Origin of the sequence: Leclercia sp. 1548, assembly GCF_050435045.1 — a bacterium.
In the GTDB taxonomy this organism is placed as follows: domain Bacteria; phylum Pseudomonadota; class Gammaproteobacteria; order Enterobacterales; family Enterobacteriaceae; genus Enterobacter; species Enterobacter adecarboxylatus.
The window spans coordinates 527,982-548,089 of the sequence record NZ_JBNDJP010000003.1; the positions used below are offsets into that span (position 1 = coordinate 527,982).

Here is a 20,108-nt window from a genome sequence, read left to right on the forward strand (position 1 = left end):
TGAATTACTTCACGCGAGATACGTATTCACCAGAGCGGGTATCCACTTTGATGATTTCGCCAGTCTGCACGAACAGTGGAACTTTAACCACGGCACCGGTAGACAGCTTGGCTGGCTTACCGCCAGTACCTGCGGTATCGCCTTTCAGACCTGGGTCTGTTTCAACGATTTCCAGTTCAACGAAGTTTGGTGGGGTCACAGCGATAGGCTGGCCGTTCCACAGGGTCACGATGCACTCTGCCTGATCCAGCAGCCATTTAGCGCTGTCACCTACCGCTTTCTCGTCAGCAGACAGCTGTTCGAAAGTGGAGTTGTTCATGAAGTGATAGAATTCACCGTCGTTGTAGAGGTAGGTCAGGTTCATATCAACCACGTCTGCGCCTTCAGCAGAGTCGGTGGATTTGAAGGTTTTCTCTACACGGGTACCGGTCAGCAGGCGGCGCAGCTTAACGCGTGCGAATGCCTGACCTTTACCTGGTTTAACGAATTCGCTGGCTTCAACCGCGTACGGTTCGCCGTCCATCATGATTTTAAGACCGGCACGAAAATCGTTGCTATAGTAAGTCGCCATAAGGCCCTCTGAAATTGTTAACTGGTAGCTAAGCCACAAAATGGCGCATATTGTAACCCTAAATACCCCGTCCAGAGAAGATTGGTTATCGCAACTTGCCGATGTAATCACCCGTCCTGATGAACTCCTTCATCTGTTGGATCTGGATAATGATGAAAAACTTCTTGCCGGACGTGAAGCGAAACGTCTTTTCCCCCTGCGCGTTCCACGTGCTTTCGTGGCTCGCATGGAGAAAGGAAATCCCGATGATCCGCTGTTAAAACAAGTGCTCACAGCCCAGGATGAGTTTATCTCCGCTCCGGGTTTTAGCACCGATCCCCTCGAAGAGCAGAACAGCGTGGTGCCCGGTTTACTGCATAAGTACCGTAATCGCGCCCTGCTGCTGGTTAAGGGCGGCTGTGCAGTAAATTGTCGCTATTGCTTCCGTCGTCACTTCCCGTATGCCGACAATCAGGGCAACAAGCGCAACTGGCAGGCCGCGCTCGACTACATTGCTTCTCATACTGAGCTGGATGAGATTATCTTCTCTGGCGGCGATCCGCTGATGGCGAAAGATCATGAGCTGGACTGGCTGATTACCCAGCTGGAGGCGATCCCGCATATCAAGCGGTTACGCATTCATAGCCGTTTACCGATCGTGATCCCGGCGCGTATTACTGAAGAACTCACGGCACGTCTTGCGTGGTCTTCGTTGCAAATCTTGCTGGTTAACCATATCAACCATGCTAACGAGATTGATGAGACATTCCGGGCGGCAATGGCCAGCTTACGCCAGGCCGGAGTAACACTGCTTAATCAGAGCGTTCTGCTGCGCGACGTGAACGATAATGCCCACACCCTCGCTAACCTGAGCAATGCCTTATTTGATGCGGGGGTGATGCCTTATTACATCCATGTGCTCGATAAGGTGCAGGGCGCCGCGCATTTCATGGTGAATGATGATGAAGCCCGCGCCATTATGCGTGAACTGCTGACCCTGGTATCAGGGTACATGGTGCCAAGGTTAGCCCGGGAAATTGGCGGTCAACCGAGTAAAACACCGCTTGATTTAGGGCTGAAACAAGAGAGTTAAGCAAGAAGAGAATGTTGAGCCTCTTTCCGATCGCGCAGAGAGAGGCACAGCATATCAATTCGGACACTTATAAACCTGGCCCTGCATTTCACTGGCAGTCGGTACAAAGCTTGATAACAGGCCTTGCGTCGGGCTGCTGACGCCATAAATCACATTCCCGCCCATCTCTGCCGCCTGGTTACGCAGACCATTCGCTGCACCACGCATTGAACCGCCCTCTTCGCCATGCTGCCCGGAAAGCCAGTTGCTTTGTTTGCCCGTAGCGGTGCCAATCAGCTGGCATTCGCTGCCCGGCTTATCTTCTACAAAGCGAACGCTATGCCCACCAGCAGACAGCTCATTACCGGAACTACACCCCGCCAGCAGCAGTGCTGCTCCTACAATCCCTGCACAAACGTTAACGCGCATGTTATTCCTCGTTTTCAAAAAGTTGAGCACTCGCTGCCCGCGTCTAAACCTTATACTAAAAAGATGACCAAAAGAAAAACCCCCGGTCATTTCTGACCGGGGGTTTCTTCATTTCTGCGAGGTATACGCCCAAATCATTCTGGTTGCAGGAAGGCGGCAAGTTTGTGAATCCCCAGTAAGTAACTGGGGTTCGCGAACGTAGCCAACGCATCTACAGCCTGAAAGATGCAGGGCGTAGGGCAATTACATCATGCCGCCCATTCCACCCATGCCGCCCATACCGCCAGCAGCACCTAAATCAGGCGCGTCGCTTTTTGGCAGGTCGGTCACCATGCATTCGGTGGTGATCATCAGACCCGCAACAGAGGCCGCGTACTGCAGAGCAGAACGGGTCACTTTGGTTGGGTCCAGGATACCGAAGTCGATCATGTTGCCGTATTCTTCAGTCGCTGCGTTGTAACCGTAGTTACCTTCGCCCGCTTTCACCATGTTCGCTACAACAGACGGCTCTTCACCGGCGTTGGAAACGATCTGACGCAGTGGTGCTTCCATTGCGCGCAGCGCAACTTTAATACCCACGTTCTGGTCTTCGTTCTGAGCGGTCAGGCCAGCCAGTTTCGCTGCAACGCGAACCAGAGCAACACCACCACCAGCAACCACGCCTTCTTCTACCGCAGCACGGGTCGCGTGCAGGGCATCGTCAACGCGAGCTTTCTTCTCTTTCATTTCAACTTCGGTAGCTGCACCGACTTTGATTACCGCAACGCCGCCAGCCAGTTTCGCTACGCGTTCCTGCAGTTTTTCGCGATCGTAATCAGAGGTGGCTTCTTCGATCTGCTTACGGATCTGAGTCACACGGCCCTGGATGGCATCTTCTTCACCCACGCCATCGATGATGGTGGTGGTGTCTTTGTTGATAACAACGCGTTTCGCCTGGCCCAGATCTTCCAGAGTGGCTTTTTCCAGCTCCATACCGATCTCTTCAGAGATCACGGTACCGCCAGTCAGGGTTGCGATATCCTGCAGCATGGCTTTACGACGATCGCCGAAGCCAGGTGCTTTAACCGCAGCCACTTTCACGATGCCACGCATGGTGTTAACCACCAGGGTCGCCAGCGCTTCGCCTTCAACGTCTTCAGCGATGATAACCAGCGGTTTGCCTGCTTTCGCAACGGCTTCCAGAACTGGCAGCATTTCGCGGATGTTGGAGATCTTCTTATCAGCCAGCAGGATGAACGGGCTTTCCAGTTCTACTGCGCCAGTTTCCGGCTTGTTGATGAAGTATGGGGACAGGTAGCCGCGGTCGAACTGCATACCTTCAACCACGTCCAGTTCGTCTTCCAGACCGGTACCGTCTTCAACGGTGATCACGCCTTCTTTACCGACTTTATCCATCGCTTCAGCGATCAGTTTACCTACGGTTTCGTCGGAGTTAGCGGAGATGGTACCAACCTGAGCAATAGCTTTAGAGTCAGAGCACGGTACGGACAGCGCTTTCAGCTCTTCAACAGCAGCAACGACAGCTTTGTCGATACCACGTTTCAGATCCATCGGGTTCATACCCGCAGCAACGGCTTTCAGGCCTTCAGTGATGATTGCCTGCGCCAGTACAGTTGCAGTGGTGGTGCCGTCGCCTGCAGCGTCGTTCGCTTTAGAGGCAACTTCTTTCACCATCTGAGCACCCATGTTTTCGAACTTGTCTTCCAGCTCGATTTCACGCGCAACGGACACACCGTCTTTGGTGATGGTCGGCGCGCCGAAGGATTTGTCCAGAACCACGTTACGGCCTTTTGGACCCAGAGTTACTTTAACTGCATCTGCCAGTACGTTTACGCCGCGCAGCATTTTCACACGAGCGTCGTTACCGAATTTTACGTCTTTAGCTGCCATTTTAATCTTTCCCTTAAATTCGTATGTTCAGTGTCGTTCGCGGATTACGCTTCAACAATTGCCAGAATGTCGCTTTCGGACATGATCAACACTTCTTCATTGTCGATCTTCTCGGACTTCACACCGTAGCCATCGTTGAAAATAACGATGTCACCAACTTTAACGTCCAGAGGCTGCACATTTCCGTTTTCCAGAATGCGACCCTTACCGACAGCGATGATTTCGCCACGAGTTGATTTCGCTGCTGCAGAACCGGTCAGAACGATGCCGCCAGCAGATTTAGTTTCAACTTCTTTACGTTTGACGATCACACGATCATGTAACGGACGAATACTCATTGATAGCTCTCCTTTGAGAAAGTCATTATCAGTTATGGGTGACGCCGGGCCGTAAGCGGTTTTCCGGCTAGTGCCCAGAGAGATGGGGATGGGGTTTTACCCCTTCAAGGGGTAGTCGAAAAAAAATTTGCGAAAGTGTTACCATCGCCTCTCTTTTGATGGCGGCAGGACAACGGAATGAGTGGACTCAAACAGGAGCTGGGACTCGCACAGGGTGTAGGCTTACTTTCAACGTCATTACTGGGTACGGGGGTGTTTGCCGTACCGGCGCTGGCTGCCCTGGTCGCAGGTGATAACAGTCTGTGGGCATGGCCAGTGTTAATCGTGCTGGTGTTTCCGGTGGCGATTGTCTTTGCCATTCTCGGGCGACACTTTCCCAGTGCCGGCGGGGTGGCGCATTTTGTCGGGATGGCGTTTGGCCCACGCCTGGAGCGTGTGACCGGCTGGTTGTTCCTCTCCGTGATCCCCGTAGGCTTACCGGCTGCCTTGCATATCGCGACAGGCTTTGGTCAGGCGCTGTTTGGCTGGCATGATGCGCAACTATTGCTGGCCGAATTGGGTACCCTGGCGATTGTCTGGTGGGTCGGTTCACGGGGCGCAAGCTCCAGCGCCAACCTCCAGACGCTGGTTGCGGTGCTGATTGTGGCGCTGATCGCCGCCATCTGGTGGGCCGGGGAGATTAACGTTAGTGCTATCCCCTTCCCTGCCGTGACTGATATCGACCATTCACAGCTTTTTGCCGCCCTTTCCGTGATGTTCTGGTGTTTTGTCGGCCTGGAAGCTTTCGCTCACTTAGCCTCGGAATTCAAACAGCCAGAACGCGATTTCCCACGGGCGTTGATGATTGGCTTGCTGCTGGCGGGCACGGTCTACTGGGCCTGTACGGTCCTGGTCCTTCATTTCACCGCTTATGGCGCCGATATGGCCGCGGCGGCCTCGCTGCCAGCCATTGTGGTGCAGTTGTTTGGAGTGAAGGCTTTGTGGATCGCCTGCGTCATTGGCTATCTCGCCTGCTTCGCCAGCCTGAATATCTACATCCAGAGTTTTGCCCGGCTGGTATGGTCCCAGGCGCTGTATAAACCGGACAGCCGTTTGTCGCGTCTGTCGAAACGCCAGCTGCCGCTCAACGCGCTGAACGCCGTGCTGGGCTGCTGCGTGTTGAGCACGCTGGCGATCTACTGGCTGGACATCAACCTTGACGCGCTTATCGTCTATGCCAACGGCATATTCATCATGATCTATCTGCTGTGCATGCTGGCGGGCTGTCGCCTGCTGAAAGGCCGCTATAAGGCGCTGGCGGTGATCGGTGGGGTGCTGTGCTTACTGCTGCTGGCGATGGTGGGATGGAAGAGTCTGTACGCCATTGTGATGCTGGCGGGGCTGTGGTGGTTCTTGCCGAAGCGGAGTGCAGTGTAAGCGTCGGATGGCGCTTCGCTTACCTGGCCTACAAAACCGTAGGCCCATTGTACGCGCAGCGCCGCCGGGCAAAATATCTTAACGGTCGTCTTTATGATCCAGACGGTCGCGCTGGTCATCTTTGCGCTGGAATTCCCCGTCAAACGTCTCGCCGTTACCTGGGCCGGTGCTAAATCCGCCGCCCGGCATCCGGTTAAAACGCAGGTGCGGCATCAGCTTCAGCGTCAGCAACTTTTGCACTGGCGGGAAGAGCAGCAACAGGCCGAGGAAATCGGTGAAGAAGCCGGGAATAATCAGCAGGATACCGCCAATAATCAGCGACACGCTTTTGATCATCTCCGCCGCCGGGCTTTCGCCTGCGGCCATCTTCTGCTGCATTAACAGGAAATTTTTGAAACCCTGATTACGCACCAGCGACATACCAATGACCGACGTGAAAATCACCAGGATTAACGTCAGCAGGACGCCAAGCACATGGGCGACCTGAATAAAAATAGATATCTCTATGTAAACATAAAGGAAAATGGCAACTAACGGTATCCAGCGCAATGGCTTCTCCTGTGTGGCAGACGCCTTAAGGCCCCTGTCGGTATCAATTTGCGATTCGCGTCTGTCTGAAATGGAGGCGTTTAGTCAAAATTCAATCGGTTTGCACGGATATTTTTTTTGGAAATATTGAAGCGGTGACTCATTTCACATATTGATAAATATCATGTTACGGGGTCGATAATAAGTGATCCAGGTTACGGCATTTCGCTATCATCAGCATATCATTCCGGGTATCTGGTCGATTCAGGGGATAATCGTCGGTCAGAAAATAGACATAACCACAGATGTACTGTGTGTTTAGTACAATCAATCGGCAGCTTGAAAAGAAGGTTCACATGTTAAACAACATTCGTATCGAAGAAGATTTGTTGGGTACCAGGGAAGTTCCAGCGGATGCCTACTATGGTGTTCACACTCTGAGAGCGATTGAAAACTTCTACATCAGCAACAGCAAAATCAGCGACATCCCTGAGTTTGTGCGTGGCATGGTGATGGTGAAGAAAGCGGCAGCCATGGCGAACAAAGAGCTGCAAACCATTCCGAAAAACATTGCCAATACCATCATTGCCGCCTGCGATGAAGTGCTGAACAATGGCAAGTGCATGGATCAATTCCCGGTCGACGTCTATCAGGGCGGCGCGGGGACATCGGTGAACATGAACACCAACGAGGTACTGGCAAACATCGGTCTTGAGCTGATGGGCCACCAGAAAGGTGAGTACCAGTACCTGAATCCGAACGATCACGTCAATAAATGCCAGTCCACTAACGACGCCTACCCGACCGGTTTCCGTATCGCCGTTTACGCCTCCGTGGTGAAGCTGGTTGATGCCATTAACCAACTGGGTGAAGGTTTCCAGAATAAAGCCGTCGAATTCCAGGACATCCTGAAAATGGGCCGCACCCAGCTGCAGGACGCGGTGCCGATGACCCTCGGCCAGGAGTTCCACGCATTTAACGTGCTGCTGAATGAAGAGACCCGCAACCTGATGCGCACCTCTGAACTGCTGCTGGAAGTGAACCTTGGAGCCACGGCCATCGGTACACGTCTGAATACCCCGGATGGCTATCAGCAGCTGGCGGTACAGAAGCTGGCCGAAGTTTCCAACCTGGCGGTTGTGCCAGCGGAAGACCTGATCGAAGCCACCTCCGACTGCGGCGCTTACGTTATGGTGCACAGCGCCCTGAAACGTCTGGCGGTGAAGCTCTCCAAAATCTGTAACGACCTGCGCCTGCTCTCTTCAGGTCCGCGTGCAGGTCTGAACGAAATCAATCTGCCAGAACTGCAGGCAGGCTCGTCCATCATGCCAGCCAAAGTGAACCCGGTGGTGCCAGAGGTGGTTAACCAGGTGTGCTTCAAAGTCATCGGGAACGACATCACTGTCACCATGGCTTCAGAAGCGGGTCAGCTGCAGCTGAACGTGATGGAGCCAGTGATTGGCCAGGCGATGTTTGAGTCGATTCACATTCTGACCAACGCCTGCTACAACCTGCTGGAGAAATGCATCAACGGCATCACGGCGAACAAAGCGGTGTGTGAAAGCTACGTCTATAACTCCATCGGTATCGTCACCTACCTCAACCCGTTCATCGGTCACCACAACGGCGACATCGTTGGTAAGATCTGTGCCGAAACCGGTAAGAGCGTACGAGAGGTCGTACTTGAGCGTGGCTTGCTGACAGAAGCTGAGCTGGATGATATCTTCTCCGCACAAAACTTAATGCACCCGGCCTATAAAGCAAAAAGATATACGGATGAAAGTGAACAATAACAGTTCAGGTTAATCTTCATGAAGGCACGTCACTTGACGTGCCTTTTTTGTTTTTAGGCTTTACCAAAACACAACAATTCAATATCAACTTGTTAATAAGCAAGGTAGGCACTCATGTTTGGAGCAGAACTCGTCGTCGTCCTGTTGGCGATCTATTTAGGGGCAAGGCTCGGGGGGATCGGCATCGGTTTCGCCGGCGGTCTTGGCGTACTTGTCCTTACTCTCATTTTTCAAATTAAACCCGGCGCTATTCCGTTCGACGTTATTGAAATCATCATGGCGGTTATCGCCGCTATCGCCGCCATGCAGGTTGCCGGGGGGATGGACTACCTGGTGAGCCTGGCGGAGCGTATGCTGCGCCGCCACCCGAAATACATCACCTTCCTCGCCCCGCTGGTAACCTGGTTTATGACGATTCTGGCCGGTACTGGCCATACCGCGTTCTCCACCCTGCCGGTCATTACCGAAGTGGCGAAAGAGCAGGGCATCCGTCCTTCTCGTCCACTCTCCATTGCCGTTGTCGCGTCACAGATTGCTATCACCGCGTCTCCTATCTCTGCGGCGGTGGTGTTCTTTGCCGGGATCCTCGAGCCGCTGGGCGTAAGCTACCTGACGCTGCTGGCAATCTGTATTCCGGTCACCCTGATTGCGGTGATGATCACCGCGGTGTTCTGTAACTTCCTCGGTGCCGAGCTGAAAGACGATCCGGTCTATCAGGAGCGTCTGGCAAAAGGTGAAGTGAAGCTGCGCGGCAGCCAGGCCTTTGTCCTGAAGCCACACGCTAAACGCTCCGTGCTGCTGTTCCTGATCGGGATCATCGCGGTGATGTTCTACGCGACCGCCATCAGCGATACCGTGGGGCTGATTCAGAACCCGGTTCTGCCACGTAACGAAGCGATCGTGGTGTTCATGCTGACCATCGCCACGCTGATTAGCATCACCTGTAAAATCGACACCAGCGAAGTACTCAACGCCAGCACCTTCAAATCCGGTATGAGCGCCTGTGTGTGCGTACTGGGTGTGGCCTGGCTGGGTGATACCTTCGTGAAAGCCCATATCACCGATATCCAGACCGTTGCGGGCGATCTGCTGCATAACTACCCGTGGTTGCTGGCGGTGGTGCTGTTCTTTGCTGCGACCCTGCTCTACTCCCAGGCGGCGACCACTAAGGCGCTGATGCCTGCGGCGCTGATGCTGGGCGTCTCTCCGCTGACGGCGATTGCCTCTTTTGCGGCCGTTTCCGCGCTGTTTGTTCTGCCAACCTATCCGACGCTGCTGGCTGCGGTCGAGATGGATGACACCGGCTCTACCCGTATCGGTAAGTACGTGTTTAACCACGCCTTCCTGATCCCGGGCGTGATTGCCATTACCCTGTGTGTCGTGCTCGGCTTCATCATCGGCGGAATTGTGCTGTAAACCGCTTTCGGTTGTAAAAAGAGTTAAAGTCGGGCCGCTTAGCGGCCCGATTCATTAATGAGCAGCGGCCGGTCGTGATATAGTAATTTTTTTCGCGATACCGAGGTCGACTTGTGAATACGCCCGACACTGTTGTTGTTCTGTGTACCGCTCCCGATGAAGCTACCGCCCAGGATCTTGCCGCCAAAGTGCTGGCAGATAAGCTTGCAGCCTGCGTGACCATCCTCCCCGGCGCCACCTCCCTTTACTACTGGGAAGGCAAGCTGGAACAAGAGTACGAAGTACAGATGCTGCTCAAATCCAGCGTGACCCATCAGCAAGCACTCCTCGACTGCCTCAAATCGCATCATCCTTACCAGACCCCGGAACTGCTGGTGCTGCCAGTGCTCCACGGTGATAACGACTATCTCTCATGGCTCAACGCTTCCTTACGCTGATCCTGCTGCTGTGCAGCACATCAGTTTTTGCCGGGTTATTTGACGCGCCCGGCCGCTCGAATTTCACGCCTGCCGACCAGGCTTTTGTCTTCGATTTTCAGCAAAACCAACATGACCTGAATCTCAACTGGCAGGTAAAAGAGGGTTACTACCTCTATCGCAAGCAGATCAGCATTACGCCCGCTCAGGCGCAGGTAGATCCACTCCAGCTGCCCGCCGGGGTAGCGCACGAAGACGAATTTTACGGCAAAAGTGAAATCTACCGGGGCCAGCTGTCTGTGCCTGTCGCCGTCGCGCAGGCCGATAAAGGCGCTACGCTGACGGTAACTTATCAAGGCTGTGCCGATGCCGGTCTCTGCTACCCGCCCGAAACCAAAGTGATACCCCTCAGTGAAGTGAAAGCAGCCGCCCAACCTGCTGTTGCTCCTCTTCCCTCAGAAGAGAGGACCGGGGCGAAGGGCGAAAGCGGCGCTGAACTGCCCTTCTCCGCGCTCTGGGCGCTGTTAATTGGCATCGGTATCGCCTTCACGCCATGCGTATTGCCCATGTATCCGCTGATCTCAGGCATCGTTCTCGGCGGTAAACAGCGGCTCTCTACTGGCCGTGCGCTGCTGCTGGCGTTTATCTACGTTCAGGGGATGGCGCTCACCTATACCGCGCTCGGTCTGGTCGTCGCGGCAGCCGGACTACAGTTTCAGGCGGCGCTCCAGCATCCCTGGGTGCTGATCGGGCTGTCGGCGGTCTTTATCCTGCTCGCGCTGTCGATGTTTGGCCTGTTCAGCCTGCAACTGCCCTCCTCCCTGCAAACCCGATTAACGCTGATGAGCAACCGCCAGCAGGGTGGATCTGTCGGCGGGGTATTTGCAATGGGAGCTATTGCCGGGCTGATCTGCTCGCCCTGCACCACCGCCCCGCTCAGCGCGATCCTGCTGTATATCGCTCAGAGCGGCAATATGTGGCTCGGCGGCGGCACGCTGTATCTCTATGCCCTCGGGATGGGTCTGCCGCTGATCCTGGTCACGGTGTTTGGCAACCGCCTGCTGCCGAAGAGCGGCCCGTGGATGGAGACGGTAAAAACCGCCTTTGGTTTTGTCATTCTGGCCCTGCCGGTGTTCCTGCTGGAGCGCGTGGTCGGTGATGTCTGGGGCCTGCGGCTGTGGGCCATGCTGGGCGTCGCCTTCTTTAGCTGGGCCTTTATCAACAGTCTGAACGCCCGCACGCCATGGATCCGCCTGGTGCAAATCCTGCTGCTGGCTGCCGCGCTGGTCAGCGTGCGTCCGTTGCAGGACTGGGCCTTTGGTGCGCCTACTGCGCAAAGCCAGGCGCACCTGAACTTCACGCCTGTCGACAATATCGACGCGTTACACCGCGCGCTGGCACAGGCAGAGGGAAAACCGGTGATGCTCGACCTCTACGCCGACTGGTGCATCGCCTGCAAAGAGTTTGAAAAATACACCTTTAGCGATCCACAGGTGCAAAATGCCCTGAAAGAGACCGTCCTGTTGCAGGCTAACGTCACGGCGAACAGCCCGCAGGATAAGGCCCTGCTGAAGGAGCTTAACGTGCTCGGCCTGCCGACTATCTTGTTTTTCAACGCACAAGGTGAAGAGCAGCCCGCACAGCGGGTAACGGGTTTTATGGATGCCGCCGCGTTCAGTGCGCATTTGCGCGATCGCCAACCGTAAACGACACTTCAAATGGGAAAGTACGAAAGTAAACGGAGGAGAAAACCGTGCAACGTGAAGATGTTCTGGGTGCAACCCTGCAATTACTTGAAATTCAAGGGATAGCCAGCACCTCGCTGGAAATGGTTGCCGAACGTATTAATTATCCTCTGGATGAACTACGTCGTTTCTGGCCCGATAAAGAGGCGCTACTGTACGATTCCCTGCGTTATCTCAGCCAGCAGGTGGATACCTGGCGCAGACAGTTGATGCTCAATACCGAGCTTTCGGCAGAGCAAAAATTACTGGCGCGCTACTCTGCGCTGACCGAATGCGTGCGTAACCATCGCTATCCGGGCTGCCTGTTTATTGCCGCCTGTACCTTTTACCCGGATCCGGGCCACCCGATCCACCAGCTTGCCGACCAGCAAAAACGCGCCTCGCATGACTTTACGCATGAACTGCTGACCACGCTGGAAGTGGACGATCCGGCGATGGTGGCAAAGCAGATGGATCTGATTATTGAAGGCTGCCTCAGCCGGATGCTGGTGAACCGCAGCCAGGCCGATGTCGATACCGCCCAGCGGCTGGCGGAAGATATTCTGCACTTTGCGCAGTGTCGCAAAGGTGGAGCGCTGACTTAAGCCAGCATTCCCGCCCAGGCAGAGATGAACAGACACAGCGCCATCAGGCGCTGAAAACGCACCATCGCCGCAGCGGTCCGAAACACTTTGTTTACCGCCTGTCCCAGCCATGCCCAGCACAGCAGACAGGCCACGGAGATCAGCAGAAACCAGAGCGCCATCAGCGCGATATCCCGCAACGCCCCCTCTCCCGCTGGGGCAAACAGGCTGACCACCGCCAGCGCCATCATCCAGGTTTTAGGGTTAATGACCTGCAGTAACGCCGCCGCCCGCGCGGTGAAGCGGGTATGCGTGTCGCGGGAGACGTTTGCCGCTGGCGCACAAAAGAGCTGCCAGCTCATCCAGCTTAACCACAGTACCCCGGCCCAGCTCATCACCTGACGCACCAGCGGATACTGATGCAGCATCTCACCCGCTCCGGCCCCGGAAATCAGCACAATGGCACTGGCTGCCACGCAGGCACTCAATAGCGCCGGCAGGGTTGCCCTCACCCCGAAATGCTGGCTGTTGGTCAGTACAAGGATATTGGTTGGCCCGGGCGTTATCGAGGCGACAAAAGCAAATAACAGAAACGGCATTAGATTCACAGGTGACTCCTTATTATAAGAGTCCTGACAGTGCCGCTATTTTCTGGAAACGTCTGGAAGGTTTGTGCACAACCGACGGTAGTGGGCAGGCGTGATACGGTAAGCCCGCTGGAACCAGCGGCCCAGATGACTTTGATCGGCAAACCCCAGCGCCGCCGCCACATCGACGGGCTGATCCCCACGCGCCAGAAACTGCCGCGCTTTGGCCAGACGCAGTTGAATGAGCCAGGCATGCGGCGCCAGGTGGAACTCTCGCTTAAAGCAGCGGGTGAGCGTGAAGCGATCGGTGCCGGTCTCCCGGGCCAGATCGGACAGGCCGATATTGTCGCCCAGATGGGCATAGAGATAGTCCCGCGCCCGATGCGCCACCGCTGCGCTCTGCAACTGTGACGGTAATTTTTTACGCCAGTGGCTATGGGACGTGAGCTGCGCCAGCAGATTATCCATCGTGCTCTGCTGCACGATCTTCATCTCGTCATTGTGCAGGGCCGCAAAGGTGTTGCCGATGGTGTGCGCCAGCTGCGGCTCGCGGGTCAGGATTTGCGAGAAATGCAGAGAATAACTGCCGGGTGTGGCCTCATAAAGGCCATGCAGAGTGTTGAGGAGCCAGCGCTCGTCGAGGTAGAACGTCACATAGGTGAAACCGCCCGCGACGGGTGCGTCACCGTCATGGATCTCACCCGGCTCAAGCAGGAACGCATCCCCCGGATGGCTAAGATAGCGCTTACGGCGGCAATGGAATTGCTGGATGCCGCTGAGGGTGATCCCCACCAGATAGCTGTCGTGCCAGTGCGGATCGTAGGCGTGCCCTTCAAAGTGCGCCTTGATGGTTTCAATTCCTGTATCCGCATGCTGTCGCAGCTCAAGCCAGTCGTTCACTGTCGCGCCCCCTTTTTCGCTGTCAGCATTGCCCCGGTTCACCTTTATGTCTGGAAGATTTGTGCAAAATCGACGCGCAAACCGACAGATTGCCGCAAACTTAAGCAGTTGAACAGCTTTTCCAGAAATAAGGTTGACGCCCGTACGTGATTGCGGTTTAATGCGCCCCGTTGCCCGGATAGCTCAGTCGGTAGAGCAGGGGATTGAAAATCCCCGTGTCCTTGGTTCGATTCCGAGTCCGGGCACCACTATTCTAAAGAACCCGCCCAAAAGGCGGGTTTTTGCTTTTGGAGAACCGGACTCTCCATCGAACTACGTTCGATTATTCGCCGCCAGCGGCTCACCCCTTCGGGACCAGCGCGGCAAGCGCGCTGTTCAACGCCTCCGGCGTTAGTCCGAGTCCGGGCACCACTATTTAGAAAAACCAGCCTTAGGGCTGGTTTTTTGCTTTCTGGAGTTCCGGACTCTCCATCGAACTACGTTCGATTATTCGCCGCCAGCGGCTCACCCCTTCGGGGCCAGCGCGACAAGCGCGCTGTTCAACGCCTGCGGCGTTAGTCCGGGTCCGGGCACCACTATTCAGAAAAACCAGCCTTAGGGCTGGTTTTTTGCTTTCTGGAGTTCCGGACTCTCCATCGAACTACGTTCGATTATTCGCCGCCAGCGGCTCACCCCTTCGGGGCCAGCGCGACAAGCGCGCTGTTCAACGCCTCCGGCGTTAGTCCGAGCCCGGGCACCACTATTCAGAAAAACCAGCCTTAAGGCTGGTTTTTTGCTTTCTGGGGTTCAGGACTCTCCATCGCACTACCCCCCCTCTTCCCCCCATCAAAAGCTTCCAACGTTAAACCCTTTCGGGTAGCCTGACAGGCTGGATTTCTCCCAGCGAACATTCGCAGAGATCCTCATGGGCCATAAACAACTTCCATTCACGTCTCTTTCGCGTCGAAAGCGTCGGGCTAAAGCCTTACGAGTCAAAAATCTTATCTATCGTGAACGTGACAGGCTGGGCGGCATCTTCTTTGACGAATGCGACCAGGATGTCGCACTCGTCAGCGGCCACTGGACCTGGAGCGATATTCTCTTTCTCAGTCACGATCCCGCTCTTTTCTGGAACGCAGAGATCGTCACAGCCAATGTGGCTTTTGCCGATGCCGTAGAAGACATCGCTTTCAATGAGGCCCTGTCGAAGTTAGATGCCGCTGAAAAAGATGACTTAATGCAAGTGGATTTCATTCCTGACGCCAGTAGCCAGGGCAAGACATGGCTGCGTAAACCCCAAAGACACTACCCACAGTTTGACGGCTTAACTTTTCATGATTTCGTCGATAAACGGGCGCTGGAAATCGCGCGGGATAATCCGCCAGCCATTTACTGCGGTTACCGCATCTTGCCGGGATATGCTTTCGGGGTGGGTTTGCAGATGGTCGTTGACGCTGACAGGTTAAACCGGGCTGTGATTGAAACTGCCATTGCAGACTTTCATGCTCGCGGAGAACGTCACTGGATGTCTGACGTGCCGGCACATGTCTGTTATTCAGGCCACCCTGTCTACACATCCCTGAAAATGAAAGAATAAGCCTGCAAGGCCCCCTTCTGGCTACGGGTAACGGCAGCCCAAACATCCGGCGGTTACGATAAGACACCGTGCAATAGCTCTTGCTGAATGTGTGGGCATCAGCGCCGCAGGTATCCAGAAGAGACGCACACGACGAAGAAACACGTAAGGAGGACATATGAGGTAACTATCCATAACCAGGTATCTGAAATGTCTGTATTTAACACAAGAAAAGATCGTGAACGGAACGGGAAGCCAAAACCCCATTGCCACGTTGGCTACCCCGGTTTTGAAGGCAAGATGATGCACCACCGCAATCGCACCGCGGGATGCTGGCCTGACTGGAATGCCCGTCATTGCTCTTCCGCCCGGACACGTATGTTTATAACCCGGCCGCGTCGGGCAAAGGAGTCCGCGGCTATTGCGCGGATCATGAAGGGAGCCGATCCCGATGGTGTGCTGTTCCCTCTTCCTCGTAAACCTTATATCTATTATTACTGAGCATAGCCCCCCTCCTGCGGGGGCTTTTTATCAGAACCGCGCCACCGCACCAGGATGTAAAGACACCAGCCGGGTCAGCCTGCCCTTCAATTAATCATCACCGACGACAGCCGATACCAGCCATCGCTCAGCTTCCCCTCGTTAGCCAGCTGGATACGCGCCTTGTTATTTCTGTCCACCATCGCCACGTCCAGCAGATAGTGCCCTGACGCCAGGTTACGTGGGGTTGCAAGCGGGTATGCCGAGCTATGCTTGCCCGGTAGCCACTGGCGGATATCATCCCCGGCGCTGCCCTGTGCGACGGTATTCCCGCGCGCGTCCTGTAAACGCCAGGCGAGGGTATAGCGCAGATAAATGGGCGCCACCCCATCGTTGGACCATTCGCTGTTGAGCGTAACAGCCTGCCCCGCATGGACGCTCGGCGGATGGGTCAGCGACACGACCCGGAAACGGTAACCGATTTTTGTCAGCGCGTTGTCGAGGATATCGCGATACGCCTGCGGCACCTCGGTGGATTTCAGGTTCAGGGTGCTGGCATGCTGCGCCAGGGCCCAGTCAAAGGTGGCCTGCACCTCTTCCCGGGAATACTTCTGCTCGCTCAGCCACTCCGCCATGTGGCCGCAAATCTCCAGGCTGACGGGGGCTTTTTTCCATGCCTGGTCGAACCCCGGCCAGGCCGTCTCTGCCGCCGTGAGGCGCTCCGGGTAATCATTGCGCATATGGCTCCAGCTGGGGCTAAAGTTGCGCCAGTCGCCCCAGCAGTCAGCACGCCAGCCCGCCCCTCTCTTCACCGCATAGGCCACGGAATCATAGCCGTTGAGCAGCATAATTTTGGGGGTGTCAGGGAAGGCACTGAAGTGCATATCGACATAGCGGTTGAGCAGTTCAGGGGGATAGCGTTCCTGCAACGGCGGCAGGCTCGGGAAATTGCTGTTATGCCACTCTCCCCACGCGCCGACCATGCCGATGTCGATGAAAGCCAGCTCCGGGTTGTTGTTGTAACGCGCGCCAAACGCCTGGAGAAGACGCTGTGCGTAGGCCAGATAGGTGGGATCATCCAGATCCGGTACAAAGGTCTTATGATCCGGCGTCCAGGTGCCTTTGATCCCTTTATTGATCAGCCATTGCGGGATCTCGGAACCCGACTCTGGCCCATCGAGGATCATAAACCGCAGTCCGACATTCATTGCTGGCTGCTGCGCAGCCGCAGCGGCAAACCCTTCATCCACCAGCGCAAAGTTGTATTGCCCTTCCTGCGGTTCCACTTCGGTCCAGTAATAGCGACGATACTCAAGGCCCGTCGTCGGGTATTGCGCGATGCTTAAGTCCTGATTATGAAAACGGGCCACGCCAGTGCCCGGGTTGGTCAACAGCCCGCTCATGGCCGGAGGATTCACCCTTTGCAGCGGTTGCGTACTTTCCGCCTTCGCCCATACCGGCGAGAACGCGAGCGCCCCGGCGACCAGCAGCAGCAGTCGATTTTTTTTGTATCGCAGCTCCCCTAAGCGCATTAAATACCCCTTACACCCACGCCCTGTAATAACGTCGCAGCTGCCAAGCCCGCGCAGAAGATGACTTCATTGTATTTCATGCGATATATCCCGAACTCACCCATTTCTATTATTTCCTTATATAAGGATTGGACATAGGGTTGTTATACGCAGGAATAATCCCTTCTAACGCGCTAATTATACAGTTTTTATGACAACATCCCTGCGCCCTGACCATAGCCCGTACCTGAAGTAAATTTTAATGCTGATACAGACTCTTTGCAAAGTAATGTAAATGCTCTGGAAATAGTGAATGTCTGGATTATCTTGTGATGCCTCTGAACACCTGGACAGCCGCTCATTTCTGGAATGATTAATATTTCCTAATGAGAAGCATGGTAAAATGTTTAATAAAAATAACAGGATAATCAAAAAGCTGTTTTTCCATGAGTCCTGGGACATCATGGTCATTAACAGCAATGGCCAGCACGTTTTCCCGGATAATACGCTGGATATCCTCACAAATAGTAAAGCACAGCAGCTTCATAAAAAATATATCTTCCAGGCCGATCCTTTTATTATTGATAAAGACGATCGGCTGTATGTTTTTTATGAAGCGTTTTCCTTTCTTAACTCGAAGGGGGTGCTGCGCTGCCGTATCCTCAATAACGCACTCGAAGAGATCGAGGACCTGAAGCTGGAAGGATTTGATGATTTAAAATGTCATCTCTCTTTCCCCTTCCTGTTCCAGCTCGACGGTAAACTGTTCATGATCCCCGAGTCGTCAGAACGCAAAGAGGTGATTCTGTTCCAGTCCGTCGATTTCCCCGCGCGCTGGGAAAAGGTCAAAGTGCTGGTCTCCGACATGGCCGTCACGGATAACGTGGTCTTTGAGTTGAATGGCGTCAGTTACCTGGTCTCAACCACCATAGATAACGAGCTGGTTATTCATACTTCAGAGGGCATTCTGGGCGACTGGAAGCGGATCTCCCCAAACCTGGATGTTTGCAACGTGCATTTCCGCGGGGCCGGAAAGCCTTACTCAATCAACAACAAAACCTACATTTTCACTCAGGAGTCCAATCCTGATGTGTATGGGAAATCCATTTTTATTAAAGAATTGACCAGCTTAACCCCGCATAACTATGAAGAGAAACTGGTAGGGAAAATAAGCGCGTCGATTAATAACAGCGATGGTATTCACACGTTAAACTTTACCGACAACTATATTGTCTATGATACCAAGCACCTGACATTTAGCCTGCTCTCTACGCTTAAAAAGCTGGCGTACAAAATTATGGTTAGCCACCGTAAACGGCTGTTTAACAAAGTGACAATACAGGAAAGTCGCACTACGCTAACCAGAGCGACAAAATAAAACACTGCAAAAGCGCATCTCTGTTCCGGCACATTTTTGTGCCGGCAGTTGCTGGCTTTTTGGGGGATTTATTATGGCAATTCTGGTCACGGGTGGCGCAGGCTATATTGGTTCACATACGGTGTTAACATTACTGGAGAGAGGCGAAGAGGTGGTCGTCATCGATAACCTTTCCAATGCCTCGCAGGAGTCATTAATCCGGGTCGCAGAATTAACGGGTAAAAAGCCGGTGGTCTGTATCGCGGATATTCTGGATCGCGATGCGTTAAAAACGCTTTTCAGGCAACATAACATTACCGACGTTATCCATTTCGCTGGACTTAAATCCGTCTCAGATTCCATTGCACGTCCCCTCGCCTATTATGAAAATAATGTCGTCGGGACCATGGTGCTGTTGGATGAAATGCAGCGTGCGGGCGTACACAGTCTTATTTTCAGCTCATCGGCCACGGTGTACGGCAATCCCGAATCGGTTCCTTTAAGCGAACAGTCGCGAACCGGCGGCACCACCAACCCGTATGGAACGTCGAAGCTGATGGTGGAGCATATTTTACGGGATTACTCCGTTGCCGAGCCGCACTTCAGGATCACCTGCCTGCGCTATTTTAATCCCGTTGGCGCACACCCTTCCGGGCGTCTGGGAGAAGATCCGAACGGTATCCCGAATAATCTTGTGCCCTATATCTCTCAGGTGGCTATCGGCAAGCTGCCATGCCTGACCGTCTTTGGGGATGATTATCCGACGCCGGACGGCACCGGCGTGCGCGACTATATTCACGTGATGGATCTCGCCCATGGTCACCTGGCCGCACTGGATCATAAAGCCGATGGCGAGGCGTTTAAGGCCATCAATCTCGGGACCGGGGTGGGCTATTCGGTGATTGATCTGATTAAGGCCTTTGAAAAAGCTGCCCAGACCAAAATCAATTACCGGGTGGTCGGCAGACGTTCCGGCGACGTGGCAGAGTGCTGGTCAGATTCTTCGCTCGCACGTCAGCATCTGGGATGGCAGGCCACGCGCAATCTGGAGGAGATGATGCGGGATGCCTGGAACTGGCAGAAGAACAATCCCGGCGGCTACAGCGCCTGAGACAGGGCAAGGCAAACAGGAGCCCGCATCCGGCACCCGTTAGCTACTGGTATTTCAGGTTGAGCCACCAGTCCCAAATCCCGACGTGAAAGTGCTGGAAGATGTCTATTCCCAGCGCGGATTTGATCATATACAGCGTCAGCAGCACGCAACACAGCAAGAACAGCGTGGCGAACAGGATAAGAAAGGTCACCACGATCCGCGACAGCTTCGACTCCGGGCGCGAGCGGGCGCGCAGATCCCGCCCCAGTAAGAACACCATATAGAGGCGTTTGCCGAAGAAAGGAAAACTTTTACGGATGTCGATCCGGTGCCGCGTTGCCAGGGTAATCGAGACAATCGCGTTCTCGATCTCCTCTTTTTGCTCCGGGGTCAGTTGGGCACTCACGTCCTTATCAAGAACTTCATAAAAACGATCGATAACAATCGGGTGTCTGGTGTTACTGGTCAA

The 20,108-nt window shown here is 54.4% G+C and carries 19 protein-coding genes and 1 tRNA gene; 11 read left to right on the top strand and 9 right to left on the bottom strand.

Annotation, left to right across the window (positions count from 1 at the left end; translation table 11 throughout):
* Window positions 1-4: 4 nt before the first annotated feature.
* The gene (gene efp / locus ABIE02_RS12010; protein WP_032616155.1) at window positions 5-571 is read right to left on the bottom strand and encodes an elongation factor P; all 567 of its coding nucleotides are present in this window, start codon (window positions 569-571) and stop codon (window positions 5-7) included.
* Between the two features lie 40 nt (window positions 572-611).
* Between efp and epmB the strand changes: the two genes are divergently transcribed.
* The gene (epmB, locus tag ABIE02_RS12015) at window positions 612-1,643 is read left to right on the top strand and encodes an EF-P beta-lysylation protein EpmB (RefSeq protein ID WP_336994954.1); all 1,032 of its coding nucleotides are present in this window, start codon (window positions 612-614) and stop codon (window positions 1,641-1,643) included.
* Window positions 1,644-1,697: 54 nt separating this feature from the next.
* Here epmB and ABIE02_RS12020 read toward each other — a convergent pair whose 3' ends face one another.
* From ABIE02_RS12020 to ABIE02_RS12030, 3 genes are all read right to left on the bottom strand, one after another.
* Window positions 1,698-2,051: a DUF4156 domain-containing protein gene (locus tag ABIE02_RS12020; RefSeq protein ID WP_032616153.1), complete on the bottom strand. Its 354-nt coding sequence runs from the start codon at window positions 2,049-2,051 to the stop codon at window positions 1,698-1,700.
* A gap of 243 nt (window positions 2,052-2,294) precedes the next feature.
* Entirely contained in the window at window positions 2,295-3,941 is a 1,647-nt protein-coding gene (groL, locus tag ABIE02_RS12025; protein WP_032616152.1) for a chaperonin GroEL, read from the bottom strand.
* A gap of 44 nt (window positions 3,942-3,985) precedes the next feature.
* On the bottom strand, window positions 3,986-4,279 hold the full coding sequence (locus ABIE02_RS12030) for a co-chaperone GroES (RefSeq protein WP_032616151.1): 294 nt from the start codon (window positions 4,277-4,279) through the stop codon (window positions 3,986-3,988).
* A gap of 177 nt (window positions 4,280-4,456) precedes the next feature.
* On the opposite strand from ABIE02_RS12030, the gene yjeH reads away from it, so the two are divergent.
* Window positions 4,457-5,695 (top strand): L-methionine/branched-chain amino acid transporter, encoded by a 1,239-nt coding sequence (gene yjeH, locus ABIE02_RS12035; protein WP_032616150.1) that lies wholly within the window; start codon window positions 4,457-4,459, stop codon window positions 5,693-5,695.
* Window positions 5,696-5,773: 78 nt separating this feature from the next.
* Here the strand turns inward: yjeH and ABIE02_RS12040 are convergent, their stop codons facing one another.
* Window positions 5,774-6,244 carry an FxsA family protein gene (locus tag ABIE02_RS12040; RefSeq protein WP_032616149.1) on the bottom strand — a complete coding sequence of 157 codons (471 nt, stop codon included), beginning with the start codon at window positions 6,242-6,244 and terminating at the stop codon, window positions 5,774-5,776.
* Window positions 6,245-6,579: 335 nt separating this feature from the next.
* Between ABIE02_RS12040 and aspA the strand changes: the two genes are divergently transcribed.
* The 5 genes from aspA (at window position 6,580) to ABIE02_RS12065 (ending at window position 12,177) form a co-directional block, all read left to right on the top strand.
* A complete protein-coding gene (aspA, locus tag ABIE02_RS12045; RefSeq protein ID WP_032616148.1) occupies window positions 6,580-8,016 on the top strand; it encodes an aspartate ammonia-lyase in 1,437 nt (478 codons plus the stop codon).
* 114 nt (window positions 8,017-8,130) lie between these two features.
* Entirely contained in the window at window positions 8,131-9,432 is a 1,302-nt protein-coding gene (locus ABIE02_RS12050) for an anaerobic C4-dicarboxylate transporter (RefSeq protein WP_032616147.1), read from the top strand.
* 113 nt (window positions 9,433-9,545) lie between these two features.
* A complete protein-coding gene (cutA, locus tag ABIE02_RS12055; protein ID WP_032616146.1) occupies window positions 9,546-9,869 on the top strand; it encodes a divalent cation tolerance protein CutA in 324 nt (107 codons plus the stop codon).
* Entirely contained in the window at window positions 9,845-11,554 is a 1,710-nt protein-coding gene (locus ABIE02_RS12060) for a protein-disulfide reductase DsbD (RefSeq protein ID WP_155166221.1), read from the top strand. Before cutA ends, ABIE02_RS12060 begins: the two co-directional genes overlap by 25 nt.
* 47 nt (window positions 11,555-11,601) lie before the next feature.
* A complete protein-coding gene (locus ABIE02_RS12065) occupies window positions 11,602-12,177 on the top strand; it encodes a transcriptional regulator (protein WP_032616144.1) in 576 nt (191 codons plus the stop codon).
* On the opposite strand, the gene ABIE02_RS12070 is transcribed toward ABIE02_RS12065, so the two are convergent.
* On the bottom strand, window positions 12,174-12,764 hold the full coding sequence (locus ABIE02_RS12070) for a LysE family translocator (RefSeq protein WP_032616143.1): 591 nt from the start codon (window positions 12,762-12,764) through the stop codon (window positions 12,174-12,176). The two genes, ABIE02_RS12065 and ABIE02_RS12070, sit on opposite strands and share 4 nt — an antisense overlap.
* 36 nt (window positions 12,765-12,800) lie before the next feature.
* Complete coding sequence (locus ABIE02_RS12075) at window positions 12,801-13,643, bottom strand: AraC family transcriptional regulator (protein WP_336994955.1); 843 nt, start codon at window positions 13,641-13,643, stop codon at window positions 12,801-12,803.
* Window positions 13,644-13,815: 172 nt separating this feature from the next.
* Here ABIE02_RS12075 and ABIE02_RS12080 point away from each other — a divergent pair.
* Both ABIE02_RS12080 and ABIE02_RS12085 read left to right on the top strand, forming a co-directional pair.
* A tRNA-Phe gene (locus ABIE02_RS12080) sits at window positions 13,816-13,891 on the top strand.
* A 656-nt stretch (window positions 13,892-14,547) separates the two neighbouring features.
* Window positions 14,548-15,219, top strand: a complete 672-nt coding sequence (locus tag ABIE02_RS12085) for a hypothetical protein (RefSeq protein WP_336995152.1) — start codon at window positions 14,548-14,550, stop codon at window positions 15,217-15,219.
* 566 nt (window positions 15,220-15,785) lie between these two features.
* On the opposite strand, the gene ABIE02_RS12090 is transcribed toward ABIE02_RS12085, so the two are convergent.
* Complete coding sequence (locus ABIE02_RS12090) at window positions 15,786-17,210, bottom strand: DUF4832 domain-containing protein (RefSeq protein ID WP_336995153.1); 1,425 nt, start codon at window positions 17,208-17,210, stop codon at window positions 15,786-15,788.
* A gap of 382 nt (window positions 17,211-17,592) precedes the next feature.
* Between ABIE02_RS12090 and ABIE02_RS12095 the strand changes: the two genes are divergently transcribed.
* Both ABIE02_RS12095 and galE read left to right on the top strand, forming a co-directional pair.
* Window positions 17,593-18,567: a glucosamine inositolphosphorylceramide transferase family protein gene (locus ABIE02_RS12095; RefSeq protein WP_243428328.1), complete on the top strand. Its 975-nt coding sequence runs from the start codon at window positions 17,593-17,595 to the stop codon at window positions 18,565-18,567.
* A 73-nt stretch (window positions 18,568-18,640) separates the two neighbouring features.
* Window positions 18,641-19,657 (top strand): UDP-glucose 4-epimerase GalE, encoded by a 1,017-nt coding sequence (galE, locus tag ABIE02_RS12100; protein ID WP_032616137.1) that lies wholly within the window; start codon window positions 18,641-18,643, stop codon window positions 19,655-19,657.
* A gap of 43 nt (window positions 19,658-19,700) precedes the next feature.
* Here the strand turns inward: galE and ABIE02_RS12105 are convergent, their stop codons facing one another.
* Window positions 19,701-20,108, bottom strand: coding sequence for a hypothetical protein (locus tag ABIE02_RS12105; protein ID WP_077226960.1), 408 nt, complete (start codon window positions 20,106-20,108; stop codon window positions 19,701-19,703).

Coding starts and splice junctions, on each gene's coding strand:
- efp (WP_032616155.1), bottom strand. CDS start 571: ATGGCGACTTACTATAGCAACGATTTTCGTGCCGGTCTTAAAATCATG.
- epmB (WP_336994954.1), top strand. CDS start 612: ATGGCGCATATTGTAACCCTAAATACCCCGTCCAGAGAAGATTGGTTA.
- ABIE02_RS12020 (WP_032616153.1), bottom strand. CDS start 2,051: ATGCGCGTTAACGTTTGTGCAGGGATTGTAGGAGCAGCACTGCTGCTG.
- groL (WP_032616152.1), bottom strand. CDS start 3,941: ATGGCAGCTAAAGACGTAAAATTCGGTAACGACGCTCGTGTGAAAATG.
- ABIE02_RS12030 (WP_032616151.1), bottom strand. CDS start 4,279: ATGAGTATTCGTCCGTTACATGATCGTGTGATCGTCAAACGTAAAGAA.
- yjeH (WP_032616150.1), top strand. CDS start 4,457: ATGAGTGGACTCAAACAGGAGCTGGGACTCGCACAGGGTGTAGGCTTA.
- aspA (WP_032616148.1), top strand. CDS start 6,580: ATGTTAAACAACATTCGTATCGAAGAAGATTTGTTGGGTACCAGGGAA.
- ABIE02_RS12050 (WP_032616147.1), top strand. CDS start 8,131: ATGTTTGGAGCAGAACTCGTCGTCGTCCTGTTGGCGATCTATTTAGGG.
- ABIE02_RS12060 (WP_155166221.1), top strand. CDS start 9,845: ATGGCTCAACGCTTCCTTACGCTGATCCTGCTGCTGTGCAGCACATCA.
- ABIE02_RS12085 (WP_336995152.1), top strand. CDS start 14,548: ATGGGCCATAAACAACTTCCATTCACGTCTCTTTCGCGTCGAAAGCGT.
- ABIE02_RS12090 (WP_336995153.1), bottom strand. CDS start 17,210: ATGCGCTTAGGGGAGCTGCGATACAAAAAAAATCGACTGCTGCTGCTG.
- ABIE02_RS12095 (WP_243428328.1), top strand. CDS start 17,593: ATGTTTAATAAAAATAACAGGATAATCAAAAAGCTGTTTTTCCATGAG.
- galE (WP_032616137.1), top strand. CDS start 18,641: ATGGCAATTCTGGTCACGGGTGGCGCAGGCTATATTGGTTCACATACG.